The 18,929-nt window shown below is 39.5% G+C and carries 20 protein-coding genes; 3 read left to right on the top strand and 17 right to left on the bottom strand.

Features of this window, described 5'->3' with window-relative positions:
• Positions 1-30: 30 nt before the first annotated feature.
• Entirely contained in the window at positions 31-867 is an 837-nt protein-coding gene (locus CRO56_RS06895) for a deoxyribonuclease IV (protein WP_179714199.1), read from the bottom strand.
• Between the two features lie 16 nt (positions 868-883).
• Positions 884-1,687, bottom strand: coding sequence for an Fpg/Nei family DNA glycosylase (locus CRO56_RS06890; RefSeq protein ID WP_097157866.1), 804 nt, complete (start codon positions 1,685-1,687; stop codon positions 884-886).
• A 214-nt stretch (positions 1,688-1,901) separates the two neighbouring features.
• On the opposite strand from CRO56_RS06890, the gene CRO56_RS06885 reads away from it, so the two are divergent.
• Complete coding sequence (locus CRO56_RS06885) at positions 1,902-2,504, top strand: YqaA family protein (RefSeq protein ID WP_097157865.1); 603 nt, start codon at positions 1,902-1,904, stop codon at positions 2,502-2,504.
• A gap of 37 nt (positions 2,505-2,541) precedes the next feature.
• Here the strand turns inward: CRO56_RS06885 and CRO56_RS06880 are convergent, their stop codons facing one another.
• The 15 genes from CRO56_RS06880 to CRO56_RS06810 form a co-directional block, all read right to left on the bottom strand.
• Positions 2,542-3,327: an HAD family hydrolase gene (locus CRO56_RS06880; RefSeq protein ID WP_097157864.1), complete on the bottom strand. Its 786-nt coding sequence runs from the start codon at positions 3,325-3,327 to the stop codon at positions 2,542-2,544.
• The gene (locus tag CRO56_RS06875; RefSeq protein WP_245855620.1) at positions 3,297-3,851 is read right to left on the bottom strand and encodes a carbohydrate ABC transporter permease; all 555 of its coding nucleotides are present in this window, start codon (positions 3,849-3,851) and stop codon (positions 3,297-3,299) included. Before CRO56_RS06875 ends, CRO56_RS06880 begins: the two co-directional genes overlap by 31 nt.
• 261 nt (positions 3,852-4,112) lie before the next feature.
• Complete coding sequence (locus tag CRO56_RS06870; RefSeq protein WP_097157863.1) at positions 4,113-4,637, bottom strand: 3-phenylpropionate/cinnamic acid dioxygenase subunit beta; 525 nt, start codon at positions 4,635-4,637, stop codon at positions 4,113-4,115.
• Entirely contained in the window at positions 4,634-5,986 is a 1,353-nt protein-coding gene (locus CRO56_RS06865; RefSeq protein ID WP_097157862.1) for an aromatic ring-hydroxylating oxygenase subunit alpha, read from the bottom strand. The genes CRO56_RS06870 and CRO56_RS06865 overlap by 4 nt, the downstream gene beginning before the upstream one ends.
• A 35-nt stretch (positions 5,987-6,021) precedes the next feature.
• Complete coding sequence (locus CRO56_RS06860) at positions 6,022-7,326, bottom strand: TRAP transporter large permease (protein ID WP_097157861.1); 1,305 nt, start codon at positions 7,324-7,326, stop codon at positions 6,022-6,024.
• On the bottom strand, positions 7,316-7,900 hold the full coding sequence (locus tag CRO56_RS06855; protein WP_097157860.1) for a TRAP transporter small permease: 585 nt from the start codon (positions 7,898-7,900) through the stop codon (positions 7,316-7,318). Before CRO56_RS06855 ends, CRO56_RS06860 begins: the two co-directional genes overlap by 11 nt.
• Before the next feature lie 23 nt (positions 7,901-7,923).
• A complete protein-coding gene (locus tag CRO56_RS06850) occupies positions 7,924-8,979 on the bottom strand; it encodes a TRAP transporter substrate-binding protein (protein WP_097157859.1) in 1,056 nt (351 codons plus the stop codon).
• A gap of 236 nt (positions 8,980-9,215) precedes the next feature.
• Positions 9,216-10,406, bottom strand: coding sequence for a 4-hydroxybenzoate 3-monooxygenase (pobA, locus tag CRO56_RS06845; protein WP_097157858.1), 1,191 nt, complete (start codon positions 10,404-10,406; stop codon positions 9,216-9,218).
• A gap of 148 nt (positions 10,407-10,554) precedes the next feature.
• On the bottom strand, positions 10,555-11,400 hold the full coding sequence (locus CRO56_RS06840) for a DODA-type extradiol aromatic ring-opening family dioxygenase (RefSeq protein WP_097157857.1): 846 nt from the start codon (positions 11,398-11,400) through the stop codon (positions 10,555-10,557).
• Between the two features lie 28 nt (positions 11,401-11,428).
• Complete coding sequence (locus CRO56_RS06835) at positions 11,429-11,620, bottom strand: 4-oxalocrotonate tautomerase (protein WP_097157856.1); 192 nt, start codon at positions 11,618-11,620, stop codon at positions 11,429-11,431.
• A 26-nt stretch (positions 11,621-11,646) separates the two neighbouring features.
• A complete protein-coding gene (locus tag CRO56_RS06830) occupies positions 11,647-12,435 on the bottom strand; it encodes a 2-keto-4-pentenoate hydratase (RefSeq protein WP_097157855.1) in 789 nt (262 codons plus the stop codon).
• A gap of 9 nt (positions 12,436-12,444) precedes the next feature.
• A complete protein-coding gene (gene dmpG, locus CRO56_RS06825; protein ID WP_097157854.1) occupies positions 12,445-13,467 on the bottom strand; it encodes a 4-hydroxy-2-oxovalerate aldolase in 1,023 nt (340 codons plus the stop codon).
• A 6-nt stretch (positions 13,468-13,473) separates the two neighbouring features.
• Positions 13,474-14,370 carry an acetaldehyde dehydrogenase (acetylating) gene (locus CRO56_RS06820; RefSeq protein WP_097157853.1) on the bottom strand — a complete coding sequence of 299 codons (897 nt, stop codon included), beginning with the start codon at positions 14,368-14,370 and terminating at the stop codon, positions 13,474-13,476.
• A 20-nt stretch (positions 14,371-14,390) separates the two neighbouring features.
• Positions 14,391-15,173, bottom strand: coding sequence for a 2-keto-4-pentenoate hydratase (locus tag CRO56_RS06815; RefSeq protein ID WP_097157852.1), 783 nt, complete (start codon positions 15,171-15,173; stop codon positions 14,391-14,393).
• A 12-nt stretch (positions 15,174-15,185) separates the two neighbouring features.
• A complete protein-coding gene (locus tag CRO56_RS06810; RefSeq protein ID WP_097157851.1) occupies positions 15,186-16,649 on the bottom strand; it encodes an aldehyde dehydrogenase in 1,464 nt (487 codons plus the stop codon).
• Between the two features lie 323 nt (positions 16,650-16,972).
• Between CRO56_RS06810 and CRO56_RS06805 the strand changes: the two genes are divergently transcribed.
• The gene (locus CRO56_RS06805) at positions 16,973-17,803 is read left to right on the top strand and encodes an IclR family transcriptional regulator (RefSeq protein ID WP_097157850.1); all 831 of its coding nucleotides are present in this window, start codon (positions 16,973-16,975) and stop codon (positions 17,801-17,803) included.
• Positions 17,804-17,822: 19 nt separating this feature from the next.
• Complete coding sequence (locus tag CRO56_RS06800) at positions 17,823-18,788, top strand: amidohydrolase family protein (RefSeq protein WP_097157849.1); 966 nt, start codon at positions 17,823-17,825, stop codon at positions 18,786-18,788.
• Positions 18,789-18,929: the final 141 nt, after the last annotated feature.

Here is an 18,929-nt window from a genome sequence, read left to right as displayed (position 1 = left end):
TGGTTTTTATCCACATTGAGAGCATCATCCCTATTTACCCCATTTTTTTGTTAATTGATTAATTTCCTCACCCTTTGTTACCCCTTCTTCATTTGGTGTTTCCAATATAAAAGGTACATCCTTTACAACAGCTGACTGGATTAGCTCTCCAAATTGCTCTTCTGTTATATGGCCATTTCGAAAAATGTTCGCATGCCGGTCTTTGCCTTCGCCTGTTGGATATTTGCAATTATTGAGATGAATCGCATATAAATTCTCGAAATAGCCAAGCTCTACTCCCTTTTCTGCAACCTGCTTCCAATTTTCACCGTTCCAAAGACCAGAAGCAAAGGCGTGACAAGTATCGAGACAAAAGCCTATCTGCTCTGGATAATCACAGAGACTGCGGACCTGGACTAACTCTTCTAAAGTAGTACCGATGGAACCTGGAATACCCGCATTATTTTCAAGTAATATCTTACAGTTCCCTTCCCACTGGGAAAGAATCGTATTAAGCATCTCAATCATCAGCTGATAACTGGCTAATGGTTCATTTTGGTGGACACGACTGGCAAAATGAACGACCACCCCGATGGCGCCGCATGCTTCGGAAATCGCCAGATCATTTAATAAAGATTCAATTACAGCCTCTTTTTTATCAGAAGTTGGAGTCAAACTTGTGGGATATGGCGTATGGGAAATCGAGACAAGATTATGAGCGCTGCAAAACTCTTTGCAGCTTTGCGCATCGATTGAATCAAACTCTTTTACTGATAAACTTCTTGGGTTTTTCGGAAAAAACTGATAGGCCGATGCATTCAATTCAACTGCATGTTGAGCAGCAGCTAAATAACCATTGCGGATACTGATATGACATCCAAACTTCATAAGGATCTTCCCCATTTCATTTCTGGCAACCTCTGCAAAAGAAAGTCTTTCTCGATGAAATCATCTCTTTAATAATAATTGATCCACATCTCCCGCATGTACCGCCTTCCCTGTCATACACTTTACTTTGAAAATGGCCTGTTCCTCCATCTCCTTTAAATAAAGGCTGGTCCATATATCCCCCTTGCCGTAGTGCATCGGTTAAAACAAAACGGATTGAATGGTAAAGCTCAGAAGTTTGATTTAGATTCAGATCCTTTAAATCACGCGTTGGCAGCAGCTTTGCCAGATAACAAATCTCATCGGAATAACAATTTCCGATTCCAGAGAGGAAGGATTGGTCGACTAATTTGGTTTTCAGCCGCCCTCGCCTATTTTCAATTAACTTTTGAAACAGTGAAAAGGTAAATGCATCTGTTAGCGGCTCAGGTCCTAAATCAGAAAGCTCCTTGTCTGCCTCTGAATTCGTTAATAAATGAAGATAGCCTAACCGTAATCCGATAAAATAGAGATGATGCTGTCCAAAGGATAAACGGACTTGAATCGTACGGTCTGGCTTCTCCTCTTCCCTGCCAAAAAACATCCACCCTCCTAGCATTAGATGGAGAAGGAGTACATGGTTATTATTTAAATGAAATAGAAGATGTTTGGCTCTTCTTTCAATATGGACGACTTTGGACTGCAGCACAAGCTTTGAAAAAATTTCAGGTGCTACATTGATTGATTTCTCCCGGTTGATTTCTACATGCGTAATCCATCGGTTTTTTAATTTTTGCTCTAATAATTGACGGTAGTTTTCCATCTCAGGTAGCTCTGGCATGTTATGGCCCCCACTATAATTGTTCCTTTTTTAGTATGACCAAATGACAAATTCCGATTAAATTAAACCATTTACATTGTAAAAATTTTTTAAAAAATGAAACAAATAGTAGTAGTCTTGTTAAAATTACAATAAAATAGGTAAAAAGAAGTGATTTTTTTTTTTAATTGAGAGCTTAGTTAGATTATGTCTGATTACTTGAGGAGTCACACACATGGTTGATGCAGTTGTTGAGTTTTTTAGAGACTTTGGTTTTATCGGGATGTTTCTTCATTCCTTTTTAGATGCGATTATTTTTCCAATCCCCGCCTTCTTTCTTCAAGTTTCTTTAAGTATTCTTGATCCCCAAAATGCGATTTGGCTAGCGACGGTTGGATACCTCGCTTGTTTACTGGGAACACCGATTGGGTATTTAATTGGAAAGCTTTTAGGTGACTCCGTTTTATATAAAATCCTAAAGAAAAAATGGATTGAATCGGCCTCTGCATTATTTCATCGAAATGGAGAAGCTGCGATTTTAATTGGAGCTTTTACACCAATTCCGTTTAAGGTTTTTACGATTTTATCCGGATGTTTTCACTTTTCATTTTGGAAACTTCTTGGCTATGCAGCAATTGGCCGTGCAGTCAAATTCTATGTTGTAGGCTTTCTCTTTTATTTTTATGGAGAAGCTTCAGCCAATTTTGTGAAAGAAGAACTTACCTACGTGATGGGCGGAATTGCAGTTCTACTGCTCATTGGATTTTATCTTAAAAAAAGAATACAAAAGAAGAAAATTGGTATTTTATACCAGGAAAGTAAGGAAGAATCCCTTTAAAAACATAAAAGATGCCTTGTATCACTCGAGGCATCTTTTATCTTTTAATCCGTCCATTAATACATTGATCAAGCTCATCCATTGAACAAATCACTGCATCTGGAATTAATTCCTTTGGCAGCTGACCCAATCTGCCTTTTGTTTCCCGCTTCCACTTTTCAGCTAATAGCTCCAAACATGCCGGAGCTTGAATTCTTTTATTTGGATGCATCCCTTTAAGAGAATCAGGTAAGCGCCGATAGATGAAAAACGATGGAACGCCTGCATTTTTGGCTAATTTTACGTCATGGTCAATCCGGTCTCCCACATGGGCGACTACTTTCCCTTTGTTTTTAAGGATTTCAAGCATTTGTACATCCGGTTTAGCAAATCCGACCATTTCCGGAGTAATTACAAAATCAAAGTGGTCACTTAAACCTAAAGCATCCATTACCGGAGCTTGATATTTTAAGTATCCGTTGGTGGCTGCAGCTAGTAAATATCCCTTTTCTTTTAAACGCGTTAAAACATTTATGACTGAATCCTCTAAAAGATAGACTTTTGGATGAATGGAATGTTTTTTGACAAGCTCTTCAATGTTCATCTCGACTGATATTTGATGTAGTTCCAGATATTGCGAGACAATATGGTCCCAATCATAAGCAGCTAAAATATGGTTACCTTCCATTCTTCGATGATGTTCACCTACGATTTCATCTAATACATTTAAAGGCTTTTCTGTATTTTCAAGGACAGTTGTTACGATTTCAGGAAACACCCACTCTACAAAAGGATTTTGCATAAGGGTTCCGTCTAAATCAAAAGTAATCCAATATTTCTGCATGATTTAACAGCTCCTGACGTTAATCCCTCTATGAATGTACGAGAAGCAAAGAGGAATGCAATTAATAGCGGCAAGGATGAAATCGTTAATCCTGCAAATAATAAATTCCATTCAGTATCATACTCCCCAAACAGTGTTAGCATGCCAAGAGGAATTGTTCTAAGCTCTTCACTTCTGATAAAAATAAGCGAATAAAAGAAATCATTCCAAACATTAACTAAATGTACAATCCCAACAATTGCTATCGGTGGTTTCATAAGGGGCAGAACAATTTTATAGTAAATTTGAAAATCATTACATCCATCTATTCTCGCTGCCTGCTCCAAATCCTTCGATAATGTGCGAAAAAAACCATAAAATAAAAAAATGGCAAACGATATTCCTCCTGCGACAAACACAAATATTAAAGAAAGCAGCGAGTTTAACAGCCCAAGACCATCATAATTAAATATAATGGAATAATCGCTAGTTTTATAGGTAACATAAGACCAATCATAAAAAAGAACAAAACATGCGGATTCCATTTAAACGGATACCGAGCTAAGTAATAGCCTGCTAACGAAGAAACAAAGATTAAAATACTGTGTTTTATCTAATAGTACGGACATTGGATCCGATATCAACGGGTAAATGAAGTCACTTTCTTACCAAAATACTTAAATAACGGATTTCATGTCCGCAATTTTATTAAATTTAACTATTTTTTTGAAATAACGGATTCTATGTCCTCATCAAGGTTAATACAATACCTCATAACAAACCACACTACAATTATCAGACTCAAATTATAAAAACATACTCATATTCATCGTGGTAATTACTGTTTGATCCGGATAGATGGTTCTAGCTGCGATTTTCCACTCGCTATCCACTTTTCGAATCACATCATCCCGTTCCCCGAACATCTCTTCAATATCCCGAGTCGATCCCCTGCTCCGTTTATAAAGAAAATAGCTTCTTACTTTGTATTCATTTGGATTCGATGTTGGTTCAACTATAATATTGCTGATAAAATGTCTTTGTCTGGTTGCAGGATTCTCTACCCAAGCAGACTTGGTATATAGCCGATTAACACGAGTACTTAGAGATTTCTTCGTTTCCTCAAAAAAGGAAATATCTTTCGCAATATTGTCTGCACCAACACCTTCAACCGTTTCACGAAGAGGCATACGGTAATAAACATCATCTGTTAATAATTCAAGCCACTCTTTATACATTCGATGGTCTAGATAAAAGGATTCCTGATTGAGAAAGTTAGAAATTTCAAGGTGAAGTTCAGGAGTGACCATGATTTGAACTTCCTTGTTCATTTCATATCCTCCTTTACAAAGAGGTCTTTCGTAATCAGCTCTAACCATTTTTCATGCATGCTTCGAGCTAATGCATCCAAATATGTTGTGGGGTAAGCCTTTCCTGGTCCTGGAAATGTAGGATCTGGTTCAACCCGATTAAAGCCCATTAAGTAATTAGAAACACTATTATAATTAAGTTCCTTATCGCGCATCATCAAACCCCCGCTAACCTCCACAATACGTGCCCATAATTCTGTATCATCCTGTTCTAGAGTCCCAGATGGCCCGAATGAGCCTAAATAACCGCGATAGGCTGCTTCTTTATAGTCTTCAGGAGCAGCTTTATCAATCATAAACCAGCACCATACCTCCACTATGTCAGGTCCAAGCGGACGCCATAGTCTGAAATTTAAGTAGTTATGAAGATGTCCTTCGGTACCGTGGATTGGGCTGACAAAGGACAGGTTTGGATAGACTCCGCCTACAAATACAGTAACTCTCGATAAAATATCGACCTGTTCAGGCGTTAAATTCTTTTTATACATTGGCCACATCGATTCTGGCGTGCCTTGGAATGGCACTCTTGCTTTTCCGGTTGCCGATGTAATTACATTGATTCCATGGCCATTTTTCGTAACAACCTGGTGACCGTAGCCTGCGTAAAGAGGATCTTCTGGACTGATTCCGAGTTCTACAGTAGATCGATGAGTCGTTTGTACATGATACGGATCGGCTGTAAAGTTTTCCGCTGTTGCTTTCCAGTTCGCTTTTGCAACCCAGCGCTGCGGAAGTCCTCTTACCTCCATTCCTCCGTCACTGCGACCTAGCATCATATCCAAATACCATTTCATTTCACCTAGGTAATCTTCTAATGGTTCGGCATTCGGATCCATATTTCCAAAGATCATGCCTTGATAAATGGCGACTTGCGGAATTTTGCGAAGCCCCCAGTCCTCTTTATGCATTTCTGTGCCATACACTTTATTGCCTGCTACGATTCCGATTAGTTCTCCTTCGAGATTGTAACTCCAGCCATGATAAGGGCAAGTAAAGGACTTCTTATTTCCGCGATCCGCTGTACAAAGCTGTGTTCCGCGATGGGTACATGAATTGAGAAAAGCTTTTATTTCATTATTTTTCGTTCTCACAAGCAAGACAGGGTCATCCACCATCCACCTTGTTAGGTAACTGCCAGGTTCTGGCAGTTCACTTTCATGAGCAAGGAATTGCCAGGTGTAGCCGAAAATCTTTTCTTTTTCCAGCTGATAAATATCCGGATCTGTTAATACCCACTGCGGTAACAGTCCTTCCGCCATTTTCTCCTTTAGCTTTAGAAATGCAGATTCATCGATTATCCTCCTGATCATAATTAAAACTCGACCTCCTTATTTATTCACTGGTTCTAATCTATTAAGCTAGGCAGAAATGTAGCGATTTCAGGAAAAATCACTAAAACAATAGTAAAAAGAACCATAGTGACAATTGCAGGAACAACCCCTCTAAAGATTTTTTCGATTGGAACGTCTTTCACAACTCCGCTTATAATATAAACACTTAAGCCTAATGGCGGTGTCAAGACTCCAATATTTAAAACCATGACGATGATTATGCCGAACCAAATTCCATCAAAACCAAGCTGAGTAATGATAGGATACACGATTGGCAACGTGAGAACCATAATCGCGATCCCTTCTAAAAACATTCCCAGGATAAAGTAAACGATTAAAATCATAGCCATAATCACATATGGCGACACATCTAAAGAGCCGACAGTTGCTGTTAGCGTCATAGGGATTTGGCTAAGGGCAAGAAATCTTCCAAATAAAGAGGCTCCGATTAAAATTAAGAAAAGCATTACTGTTAAACGAATCGTTTCATCTAAAGAAGAAACTAGCTTTGACCAGTTTAACCGCTTCGTTATTACTGTTATAAGAAAGGCTCCAATTGCCCCGATTCCACCAGCTTCGGTTGGAGTAAACACCCCAAAGTAAATTCCGCCAATACTAATAAGAAAGACAAGAAGAAACGGCCATACGCTTTTAAGTGAGCTTAATTTGATATACAAAGGAGGTGCTTCTTGTTTTCTGGGAGCAATTTCCGGATTTAAGCGGACCTGAATATTTATCAGCAGCATAAACAGCAAAGTCATAATAATCCCTGGGATAATCCCGGCGATCAATAAATGGCCGATTGGTTCTGCGGTTAAGGCACCGTAAATGATTAAAATAACACTTGGAGGAATCAGAATTCCTAATGTCCCCCCAGCTGCTACAGCTGCCGTTGAAAAAGTAGTTTTATAGTTATATTGATTCATTTCTGGAATTGCGATTCTCGCAAGCGTAGCTGTTGTTGCATTCGTAGAACCGGAAATAGCAGCGAATATAGAACTCGCTCCGATCGTTGCGATCGCCAATCCTCCCCGAAGATGTCCGATCCATTTATCTACTGCATTAAAGAGATCTTTTCCTAAACCTGTATTGGACATAAACATTCCCATTAATATAAATAACGGAATCACACTTAGCCCATAGTTATTACTTGTTCCAAAGGCAGAGGATCCCAATTGAGCCAGACCTACATCCCATCCTGATAGCCAAGAGATTCCGAGAAAGCCAACAAGAAATAAAGCAAGTCCGACCGAAACCCGTAATAAAATTAACAGCAATAAAAGGATGATGCCAATGACACCAATTATTTCAGGACTCATTTTTTTGCACCACCTTAAGTATGGATTGTAACATGTCTAAAAGGATCGTAAGTGTAAAAAATAGAACCCCGACAGTGGCTAAGGCAGTTACGATATAAATTGGAAAGCCCAGCTCGCCACTTAAATAGTTCCCGGTAAACATCCTTTTCGTAAACTCAATAAGCTGCCAGGTTGTTAAAGCCATTAATATGGATAAAATCAAAGAAGTTATAGCATTTAAACCCGCTTGAACCTTTAATGGCAGTTTTTTTGTTAAAAAGTCAATTTCGATATGATCTCTTTTTAATTGTGCCATTCCTAAACTAAAGAAAATCATCATTGCTAGCATTAATCCTGTTAATTCGTAGGAACCTGTAATCGGATTGTTAAATATATTCCTTCCTATTACATCAACAGTCGTGACACACATTAATAGGAAAAGAAGAACACTGGATACTTTATGAGAAACATGATTAAAAAAATGGGCTATTTTTTCTATGCCATTTGTCAGCTTTTCTATAGCAGAAAGTTCGCCAGGGGCAGGAGCCCCTAACGAATTATGATGAACTTCCACTTTATTGATTTCGGTCTTCATCTTTGTCTCACCTCAATATGGTGTTAATTTCCTTCGATTAGCTTCACCGTTTCGTCATAAATTTTTTGACCGTCAATCCCTTTCTTCTCCATATCAGACAACCATTGCTCTGTTACTCCTTTGGATGCTTCTTTAAATTTATTTAGTTCATCTTCTGAGAGTGAAATAAATTCAATGCCCATTTCTTTCGCTTTTTTCTCTGCCTCTTCTTTCTGTGTATCGAACGCTTCACCAGCCTGTTTTGCCATTGGTTCTCCAATCATTTCCTCAATAATGGCCTGATCCTCTGGTGAAATCTTATCCCAGCTAGCTTTGTTCATCACAACATAGAATAAACTTGTATTGAAATTCCCTAATGATACATAATCCACCACATCAAACAAATTAAAGTCAGCTAAAGCTGCAACTGGAAGAACTCCCCCATCAATAACGCCTTTTGATATCGCATCATAGATTTCAGGTGCCGGTAGGGATACCGGTGTCGCTCCCCAAGACTCTATCATGGCTCCAGCCTCAACAGATGGAGCTCTCAGTTTAAGCCCTTTAACATCTTCAAAACTGCTTACCGGTTTGTCTTTTGTAATAATTGCGTATGGATCAGCAGCGTGGAACCAAAGCACTTTTACATCTTTATATTCCTCTTGAATTTCTGGAAAAGTATCATACAATTTTTGGGCCACTGTACTAAGTTCTGCCCCTGTTCCATTTGCAAGGAATGGCAGATGTAAAACTGAGTGAACTGGGAATAAGCCTGCATTGTATCCTTGAAGACCCCAGCCAGCGTCCATGATTCCCGTTAAAATATTGTCATATGTCTCAGGTGGGCTGCCTAAAGCGCCACCAGGATAGATTTGAAATGATACGCATCCGTCAGTAGCTTCCGCTACTTCCTCACTAAACGGTCTCATCGCCATAGAATCTTGCACGTGTTCGGTTGAATTCATATGTCCCATTTTAAATTCAATTTTTTCCCCTGATTCACCTGAACCTCCAGAACTTTCCGAACCACAAGCGGTTGCCATAGATATAACGAAGATTGACATTATCAGAAATACTAGTTTATTTCGTTTTGATTGCATTCATTACTACCCCCTGTTTTTGAAAATTACTTGAACTCTTTACCTTCCATTCAAGGTGAAATAGCACACTAGTTAAAACGCTTACATTTTTTGTAACTAGAAGAAAAATGTAAGATCGAACCTCCTTCAATAATTCTAAATATTAAATATTTTCCAACTATATCTTATCTAGCAAAGTTTCTCGGCACAACATAGCAGTTTCACTATATGCAACAAGTAAAAATATTTTTCATTTTTTATAGTTCCCACTCTATTGGTAACCCGACATAATTTTCGGCAAGGTTGGTAGCTGCAGCTTTAGACGAGGTTACAACGTCCAGTTCCGTTAATTGAAGCCCATATTCGAAATGACTATGCTTGAAATTGCGATGAAGTATATTGGTCATCCACGACGAAAAGCGTTGAGCTTTCCAGACTCTTCTTAAACAAATACTAGAATATTGTTCCAGTAATTCTGTTTCACTAGTTTGATAAAATTGTTTTAGTCCTTTTGCCAATACTTGTACATCTGCTATCGCAAGATTAAGTCCTTTTGCACCGGTAGGCGGGACGATATGAGCTGCATCTCCTGCAATAAAGAGCTGTCCATATTGCATCGGTTCACATATAAAACTTCTCATGGATACAATATTTTTTTGAATAATTGGCCCTTCCGAGATATTCCATCCGTCCTTCGTATCGACTCTAGTATGTAACTCTGTCCAGATTCGGTCATCTGACCAATTTTCAATATCGTCATTTGGGTCGACCTGGAGATAAAACCGCTGGATATCATCAGAACGTGTACTGAGCAGAGCGAATCCGCTCTCGTGATTCGTATAAATCAGTTCGGGACTTACAGGAGGCATTTCTATTAATATCCCAAGCCAGCCAAAAGGATACGTATGCTTGATTTCTTTCCTTACTTCCTTTGGAATTGCTTGACGGCTAGGTCCGTGGTAGCCATCACAGCCAGCTATAAAGTTACAAGAAATTTCTTCTAACTCTCCATCCTTTTCTCTTCGAAAGGTAATTTTAGGAGTTTTAGAATCAATGTTATGAATTTGTACATCTTCCACATTGAAGATGATCTCTCCGCCAGAATCCAGACGTACCTGAACTAAATCTTTTATGACCTCATGCTGGGCATATAGCATAATGCTTTTTCCGTCTGTTAACTCATGCATATTAATCCGGTGTCTAACCCCGTTAAATTGCAGTTCAATGCCGTGATGGATATATCCCTCCCTCATCATACGGTCTCCAACACCCACTTCGTTTAATAGATTAACGGTTCCTTGCTCAAGAACACCTGCCCTAATTGTCCCCTCTATTTGTTCCCTTGTTCTGTTTTCAAGAATAATAGATTCTATACCGTAGAGATGAAGGAGATGGGACAGCATTAATCCTGCTGGTCCAGCTCCAATAATTCCTACTTGTGTGCGCATGTTCAACTCCCCTATACGTTGGAATTAATGATCTTTTGGTCTTACAAATTTATGGCTGTCAAAAGCTGTACGGATTGTGCCATTCCCTACAGCCTTTAAAAAGTCATCAAAAGATTCATAGATAGAAATAATATTCAGATAGGATCTTTTAGCTCTGAACGGATTCTTTTTGTTCTGCAGAAATTTTACTCGATTGTTTTTCAAACGTAATCAGTGCATTCCAGCTGCCAGATGATTGACCATCTGCCCAATATTTTGGTTCCCACTCTTCCTCAATCATACTGAAAAGCATGGCAAGATGACGACCGCCTGATTCTACCCGTGCCAATCTTGCATATTGAGGAAGCATGTCATATGCAGCTTGATAATTCTTATTCATAACAAACTGAATAAACTGCTGGTCCATCGCATGTTCGGACACGGTCGGCATATTCTCTCGCCCGCGTACTAGATTATGAGATAATGCTCCGCTTGAAACAAACACACACTTTTTATCACTTTCTCTTAAAACCTTTGCAATCGTCTGCCCCCAATTATTCGTTTCTTCTAAACTGGCAGCCAAAGTAACAGATAAATTAATGACGGGAATATTTTGATTTGGCACTAAATATCGGAGTGGGACTACACTGCCATAATCCCAGACATAATATGGATCTACGAACCCTTTAACCTGTAAGCCTGCATCTTGTCCTGCCTGAACTAATTGGTTGGCTAATTCCTCATCACCCGGATAGTGATAAGGTACATCATGAATGAGATCAGGACATTCAATCGCTGTTAAAATTCCTTTATGCTCAGGTGTACAATCTACATAGTGGAAAAAAGTTGATGGCCAGTGACAGGAGACTAAAACTAATACATCTGGTTTTATCTCATAGATTCTCTTTGAAAGGGTTTTCATTTCTTTAACCATATTTTTTTGGAAATCCGGAACGGTTTCCTCATGACAAATACTTGGTACATGTGGAACGAGCATACTTAACTCAATTGACATCCACCAAAACCTCCTTATTCAATCGGACTTATTTTTCTAGATCTGAAATCGTAACTCCGCCTTTGCCCCAATGAGTTTTCGGAATTTCCGAAATGATGACACGAATATTTTCTCTAGGTGCATCAAGTGTTTCTGATACCGTATTGGTAATATTTTCAATTAACGCATGGACTTTTTCTGGCGAACGTCCTTCTAAGATTTGAACATTAATAATCGGCAATATTTTCCCTCCAATCTTTCCCTTTTCTAGTCTGTGACTGTAAAAGTGACTTCCCCTAAACCGTCAAATTTTCCACAGACTACGTCTCCAGCTTTCAACATAATCGCACCAGTAATCGCACCGGCAAGGATCACATCTCCTTGATGAAGCTTCTCTCCTGTTTTGGCTAACATGTTAGCCAGCATCGCAATCGAGTTTGCTGGATGACCTAAAACGGCTGCTCCCGCACCCAAATCTTTAGTTTCACCATTGATGGCTAAAGTAACACCTACAAGATCAAGATCTACCTTCTCGGGTTTTGTTAGAGTAGTGCCAAAGACAACCCGTGAAGTCGAAGCATTATCTGCAATGACATCAGGAAGCGTAAAATTAAAATTTTTATAGCGGCTATCAATAATTTCTAACGCCGGAAGACAATAATCCGTCGCAGCTAATACTTGATCTCTCGTAATGCCTGGACCTTCGATATCTTTTCCTAATACAAATGCGATTTCTGCTTCTACTTTAGGGTGTATTAATTCGTGAAAAAAAAGTTTTCCGCCATTATCAACCAGCATATAGTCAAATACATATCCATAAATCGGTTCATCTACATTCATTTGTTTCATTTTAGCCTTGCTTGTAAGTCCCATTTTCGGACCGATAATCCGTCTTCCTTCCTTGAGTTTAAGGCTGACAATCTCCTGTTGAATCAGATAGCCTTCCTCTACAGTTAAATCAGGTTTCAGACTTGCAGTAACTCTTTGGACTTCTTGTTTTTCGAGTTCCGCATCAACTAAATATTGGGCAATCTTTTTATACTGTTTAGTGCTCATTGGAACCTCCTATACATATGCACTCTCTTTATTCTTGGCAATTTCGGCTGCAACATCAATAATCATATCCTCTTGTCCGCCAACCACTTTTCGCTTGCCGAGTTCTATTAAAATATCTCGGGAATCAATGCCAAATTTCTTGGCGGCTCTCTGAGCATGAAGCAAAAAACTTGAGTAAACACCCGCATAACCAAGTACTAAGCTATCTTTTGTAATTTCTTGCGGTTTTTCAAGGATGGGTGCGACCAACTCCTCAGCAATATCCATCAATTTGTATAGGTCTATTCCTGTTTTTATTCCTAGTTTATCCAATACTGCTACTAGAACTTCTGTCTGTGTATTTCCTGCCCCAGCCCCTAAGCAGCGAACACTTCCATCAATTCTGGTTGCACCTTCTTCAATTGCCACGAGCGTATTGGCCATAGCCAGTGAAAGATTATTATGAGCATGAAAACCTACATGAATTTGCAAATGCTCTTTTAACGCAAGGATTCTTTCTTTTACTTGATGCGGTAAAAGAGCTCCTGCTGAATCTACTACATAAACAGTATCTGCCCCATAGCTTTCCATTAATTTCGCCTGTTCAACTAACTTTTTTGTTGGAACCATATGTGACATCATTAAGAAACCGACTGTCTCTAATCCTAATTCTTTCGAAAGCGCAATATGCTGCAGTGCAACATCTGCTTCTGTTACATGGGTCGCAATCCTGGACATCTTAACGCCAAGCTTAGCTGCCTCTTTCAGTTCATGCATGGTCCCGATTCCCGGCAAGAGTAATACAGAAATTTTAGCGTTTAGTACAGCATCGACAGCAGCTTCAATAAGTTGTAATTCATCTGTAAGCGATAGTCCATATTGCAGAGAAGAGCCGCCAAGCCCATCTCCATGTGAAATCTCAATATAAGGAACATTTGCTTGATCCAGCCCTTTTGCAATACTTGTGACCTGTTCAATTGTAAATTGATGGCGAATTGCGTGGCTGCCATCCCGTAAGGCTACTTCCGTAATATAAAGATCCTTTTCACTCATGACTTCTCATCCCCTTTCTGAAACAGGTACTTTAGATACTTTATGATTGGCCCATTCTTCTGCCACTTTTACTGCTGCAGCGGTCATAATATCTAAGTTTCCAGAGTACGTTGGCAGATAGTCTCCTGCTCCTTCCACTTCAATGAAAACGGTTACTCTATTTCCGTCAAAAATCGGCTCTTGCCGCAATCGATAGCCAGGTACATAGGATTGAACATTCTTCACCATGAGTTTAATAGATTTTGAGATGTCTGCCTCAGCAACTGTATTTCCTTGAATAAGAGCATATATAGTATCGCGCATGATGATTGGAGGCTCAGCAGGATTTAAAATGATAATTGCTTTCCCTCGTTTCGCTCCCCCAATTTTTTCAATACCGCGTGCAGTTGTTTGGGTAAATTCATCGATATTGGCACGGGTACCAGGTCCCGCACTTTTACTTGATATCGTAGCTACAATTTCTGCATATTCTACTGGCTGAACCTGATTAATCGCATGGACAATTGGGATGGTAGCCTGACCTCCACATGTGATTAAATTGATATTGGGAGCATCTAAGTGTTCATTGATATTAACCGGCGGAACCACAAATGGTCCAATCGCAGCAGGGGTTAAATCAAGAACCTGTTTTCCGGCATCTTTTAGTAATTTGGCATGTCGGATATGTGCTTTTGCTGAGGTAGCATCAAAAACAATTTCTGCTAACTCAGGTTTTTCCAGAAAGCCTTCAATTCCGCTGTCAATTGTTTCATAACCCGACCTACTAGCCATTCTTAATCCATCTGAATCCGGATCAATTCCAATAACTGTGGTTAATTCGAGAACATTGGATCTTCTGAGCTTTAACATTAAATCAGTTCCTATATTTCCTGAACCTAAAATCGCAACTTTGACTTTACCCATACCGATCTCCTTTCAGCATTTTAAGATGTGAAATCTACCGAAACCTCGCCAATGTGAGCAAATCTGGCTGTGAAAGAATCTCCTGCTTTAACATCAATCGCAGCTGATAGTGCACCCGATAAAATAACTTCTCCTGCTTTTAACGAAATATCAAATTCCGAAAGCTTATTGGCTAACCATGCAACACAGCGGGCTGGATGTCCAAGTGCTGCAGCTCCTACTCCTGTATTAACGACTTCTCCATTTTTAGTGAGAACCATACCAACTTGCTTTAAATCTACATCTTCAATCTTGGTTCGTTTCCCTCCTAATACATACAGTCCGGAAGAAGCATTATCAGCTACCGTATCGTGTAATGTAATCTTCCAATCTTGGATTCTGCTATCGACGATTTCAATAGCAGGAACAATGTAGTTGGTCGCTTTTAGAACATCTAGTGTTGTAATATTCGGTCCTCTTAATTCTTCTTTTAAGATAAAAGCGATTTCGCCTTCCACCTTTGGCTGGAGTAAATGTTCCACAGAGACAGCCCCGCCATTTTTAATCAACATTGTATCTAAAAGATGACCATAATCGGGTTCATTGACTCCTAGTAATTTTTGCATTGCCAGTGAGGTCAACCCGATTTTTTTACCTGTGATTTTCGCTCCATTTTCTAGTTTTTTATGAATATTTTCAAGCTGGATTCGGTAGGCTTCTTCAACGGTTATCTCACTCTCTTGTGCAGTAATAGGAGTCATTCCGACTCTGGCATTTTCGGCTTCAGCGAGTTGATTTGCGAAATCGTGCACCTTTGTAGTCAAATCAGCTCCTCCTTACAATTTGATTGTGATATTAGTTAATTCAGAGTAAAAATCGACACTATGCATTCCTCCAGTCCGTCCAATACCGCTATGTTTCATCCCTCCGAATGGAGTGCGCAAATCTCTTAAGAACCAGGTATTCACCCAAACCATGCCTGCTTCAATTTCTTGGGCAACCCGGTGGGCCCGTCTTAAATCGTTCGTCCAAACAGACGCGCTAAGACCATAATGAGTGTCGTTTGCTTGCATAATGACTTCTTCTTCCATATCAAATGGAACCACTGTCACAACGGGACCAAAGATTTCTTCACGGACGCAACGGGAATTTCTATCTAGGCCAGTGATAATTGTCGGTTCGAGGAAGTACCCTTTATTTAGTCCTTCTGGCCGACTCCCTCCGGTTAAAAATTGCCCGCCATCTTCTAAAGCAATTTCTAAATAGCTAAGCACACGCTCGTAGTGTTCTTTGCTGACTAATGCACCAATGTCTGTAGCCTCTTCATCCGGCAATCCTACTTTAAGCTGCTTTGTTCTTGCCACAAACTTTTCTAAGAACTCTTCATACATTGGACGTTCGACGTAAATCCGCGAGCCGCATAAACAAACTTCACCTTGGTTTATAAAGCTCGATTTTATGGTAGTATCGATTACTTCATCTAAATCAGAGTCAGCGAAAATGATATTCGGATTTTTTCCGCCCAGTTCGTAGGATAGCTTTTTTAAGGATTTGGCGGCTAATTTCATGATGGCTGCGCCAGTTCCAGGTTCTCCAATAAACGAAATCGCATCGACATCCGGATGTTCGGAAATAGCAGCTCCTGCTGAATTCTCACCAAAGCCGTGTACAAGATTAACCACACCATCCGGAACTCCGGCGTCTTTACAAATCTTCATTAAAGCTGTAGCCGTCATAGGTGTCCATTCGGCCGGTTTAATAACAGCTGTATTCCCCATTCCTAAGCAAGGCGCTAGTTTCCAAGTAAGCAGAAGGAGAGGTAAATTCCATGGTTTGATTAACCCCACAACCCCAACCGGCCGTCTATATGCATAATGAAGAGCTTGCTGGTCCTGTTGATAAGCATCTGTCCCAACTGAAATAATGTAGTCAGCAAAAAAGTGAAAATTGTATGCAGCACGGGCAATATCGATCTTTTTTGCAAGTGAATAGGGTTTCCCTGTATCCAGAGACTCTAAGCAAGCCAATTCTTCTTGTCTTTCTAAAATTAAATCTCCGATCTTCCGTAATATTTTAGAGCGCTCACCTACGGTCATTTTTTTCCAAGGACCAAGTAAAGCACGTTTTGCAGCTGCGACCGCAAAATTCACGTCTTCCTTCCCCCCCTCGGCAACAACCCCTAGAACTTCTTCCGTTGCTGGGTTGATATTTTGAAAGGTTTTGTGATTTTGAGATTCCACAAATTGTCCATTAATAAAATGCAAACAATCCATCGGGCGTGTGACCGTTTCAACTGTCATGATTCATCCTCCTATGACTTATCACAATTTTTGATATTTTCACATTTTTATCGTAAAACGCAAGAGTTTCACATACAACTCTCGTGTTGCGCTATATGAAACAATAACGAAATTTTTACTGAAAAATTTTTTCGGGAATAAAAATGGACGAGTTTCTTTATGAAATCTCTTTGCTATTCTTTTGATTGCTGACAATTTACTGCAAGTGGATGGCTGTTTCCTACAAGTAGCTGCAACCTTTGAGCTGTTTTTTTATAGAAAAATCAGAATAATAATAATATTCCTTTTCAATTTACCGTTTATTTGTTATATTTTCCACAGAAATGAAACTATGTTTAGCTATATGCAACAAATTAAAGCAAAGGAGGAATTCATTTGGGGTAAAACAAAATGAAGAGCATCTGCTTTCATCCGTAAAAAATGCTTTGCGAATTTTAAGGAGTTTCTCTATGGATGAGCCTGAAAAGAAAATTAGTGATTTGTCTTCTGAATTGGGGTTAAACAAAAGTACTGTTAGCCGGACGATGGCTACTTTAGCTAGTGAAGGGTTTGTTTATAAGGATCCTGAGTCGAAAAAATATCGTCTTGGCCTTTCAATTTTATCGTTAAGCGGTATCGTCAATAACAATATGGATGTGTACCGTGAATCACAGCCTGTTCTAAACAGACTTGTAGAAAACATTGGGGAAACTGCTCATATTTCAATCGTCGATAACTTAAGCGTAATCTATTTGCAAAAAGTCGAATGTAATCACCCTGTTCGTTTTCTTACCCATGTAGGTAAAAGGAACCCGATGTATTGTACCAGTTCTGGAAAAGTCCTGCTAGCCTTTTCCGATAATGAACTCGTAGAAGCTGTCATTGCCAAAGGGTTAAAGCAATATACAAATCATACAATGACAGACCCAGATAAACTGCGGGTAAATTTAGCAGAAGTCCGAAAAAACGGATACGCTTACAGTATTGAAGAAATTTCTGAAGGGGTTAATTCGGTTGCAGGCCCTGTCTTTGATTATACAGGCAAAGTAATTGCAGCTTTATCAGTCGTCGGCCCAAAGCAAAGAATTGACCAGTATAAGATTCCTTATATAGCCAAGAAGGTGATTCAGGCAAGCAAGGAAATCTCTGAAAAAATGGGATATTGGGATTACTGATAGAAAGGACTGTGATACGATGTACGATTTTCATACTCATTTTATTCCGAAAGATATTATGGCCTGGTTAAAAGAGCATCAGGAAACCGTCCATGCAAAGTGGGTTCAAAAAGATCTAAATAAAGCTGAATTTTTAGTGGTAAATGAAAAATGGGGTTTTGAACTTAAAAGTACGTTTGTAGATGAAAAGCTATACCTGGAGGAGCAGGTAAAAGCCAATGTGACACATTCTGTCGTCTCTCCTATACCTCAATTGTTTATGTATGACTTTTCTCCAGATATTACAACAGAGCTATCAATGGTCTATAATCAATCTTTAGCAAAGTGGGTTACAACCCTTCCAGACCGTCTTTCTGCCCTGGGCACAGTTCCGCTGAATGATCCGCAAAAAGCTGCTGATGTTTTAAAGGATGCTATGAGACTAGGTCTAAAAGGCGTCATTATTGGTCCTGGTCTGCCGAACACAATGCTGTCTGATGATTATTACTCTCCTTTCTTTGAAGAAGCAAACAGCCAAAAAGCGATCGTGTTTATACATCCGCTATTAAGTGAGGACCCGCGTTTAAAACAAAGAATGATGCCAAATTTAATTGGAGTCCCATGGGAAACAACCGTATGTGCTGCCGACTTATTATTAAGCGGTTTTACGGACAAATATCCTCATGTAAAAATACTTTTGGCCCACGGCGGAGGCTTTCTTCCATATCAAATTGGCCGTTTAAACAAGGGATACAGTCAATGGAAGGAAGTATCAGCAAACCTGCAGGCTGAACCAATTGAGTATTTAAAAAAGTTTTGGTTTGACACGGTTTTATGGAATCAAGCAGCACTTTCGTTTTTAGTTCATGCTGTTGGGGAAGATCATATTGTTCCAGGCTCTGACTTCCCGTTTGACTTATGCAACTGGCCTCCTGTCGGATCCTTTGAAAATGCGGTTCCATCTTTGCTGCCAGACCACCCTGCTAGGATCAGAGAGCAAGCGTAGGTTGGGAAAAATTTCATACTGTTTCACATAGCGCAACAATTGGGTGTGCGGCCATTCCTTTTACACATTATAATTCAGAATATTAAGTCAAATAGCCTGTATTATGAAAGTGGTTCATCTATTTTATTTGAAATGATAAGC

Source organism: Bacillus oleivorans, from assembly GCF_900207585.1.
GTDB classification, from domain to species: domain Bacteria; phylum Bacillota; class Bacilli; order Bacillales; family JC228; genus Bacillus_BF; species Bacillus_BF oleivorans.
The sequence above is the reverse complement of the archived record's forward strand: the minus strand, read 5'-3'. Positions and strand labels throughout refer to the sequence as shown.

Coding starts and splice junctions, on each gene's coding strand:
- CRO56_RS06895 (WP_179714199.1), bottom strand. CDS start 867: ATGAAGTTTGGATGTCATATCAGTATCCGCAATGGTTATTTAGCTGCT.
- CRO56_RS06890 (WP_097157866.1), bottom strand. CDS start 1,687: ATGCCAGAGCTACCTGAGATGGAAAACTACCGTCAATTATTAGAGCAA.
- CRO56_RS06885 (WP_097157865.1), top strand. CDS start 1,902: ATGGTTGATGCAGTTGTTGAGTTTTTTAGAGACTTTGGTTTTATCGGG.
- CRO56_RS06880 (WP_097157864.1), bottom strand. CDS start 3,327: ATGCAGAAATATTGGATTACTTTTGATTTAGACGGAACCCTTATGCAA.
- CRO56_RS06875 (WP_245855620.1), bottom strand. CDS start 3,851: ATGGAATCCGCATGTTTTGTTCTTTTTTATGATTGGTCTTATGTTACC.
- CRO56_RS06870 (WP_097157863.1), bottom strand. CDS start 4,637: ATGAACAAGGAAGTTCAAATCATGGTCACTCCTGAACTTCACCTTGAA.
- CRO56_RS06865 (WP_097157862.1), bottom strand. CDS start 5,986: ATGATCAGGAGGATAATCGATGAATCTGCATTTCTAAAGCTAAAGGAG.
- CRO56_RS06860 (WP_097157861.1), bottom strand. CDS start 7,326: ATGAGTCCTGAAATAATTGGTGTCATTGGCATCATCCTTTTATTGCTG.
- CRO56_RS06855 (WP_097157860.1), bottom strand. CDS start 7,900: ATGAAGACCGAAATCAATAAAGTGGAAGTTCATCATAATTCGTTAGGG.
- CRO56_RS06850 (WP_097157859.1), bottom strand. CDS start 8,979: ATGCAATCAAAACGAAATAAACTAGTATTTCTGATAATGTCAATCTTC.
- pobA (WP_097157858.1), bottom strand. CDS start 10,406: ATGCGCACACAAGTAGGAATTATTGGAGCTGGACCAGCAGGATTAATG.
- CRO56_RS06840 (WP_097157857.1), bottom strand. CDS start 11,400: ATGTCAATTGAGTTAAGTATGCTCGTTCCACATGTACCAAGTATTTGT.
- CRO56_RS06830 (WP_097157855.1), bottom strand. CDS start 12,435: ATGAGCACTAAACAGTATAAAAAGATTGCCCAATATTTAGTTGATGCG.
- dmpG (WP_097157854.1), bottom strand. CDS start 13,467: ATGAGTGAAAAGGATCTTTATATTACGGAAGTAGCCTTACGGGATGGC.
- CRO56_RS06820 (WP_097157853.1), bottom strand. CDS start 14,370: ATGGGTAAAGTCAAAGTTGCGATTTTAGGTTCAGGAAATATAGGAACT.
- CRO56_RS06810 (WP_097157851.1), bottom strand. CDS start 16,649: ATGACAGTTGAAACGGTCACACGCCCGATGGATTGTTTGCATTTTATT.
- CRO56_RS06805 (WP_097157850.1), top strand. CDS start 16,973: ATGAAACTATGTTTAGCTATATGCAACAAATTAAAGCAAAGGAGGAAT.
- CRO56_RS06800 (WP_097157849.1), top strand. CDS start 17,823: ATGTACGATTTTCATACTCATTTTATTCCGAAAGATATTATGGCCTGG.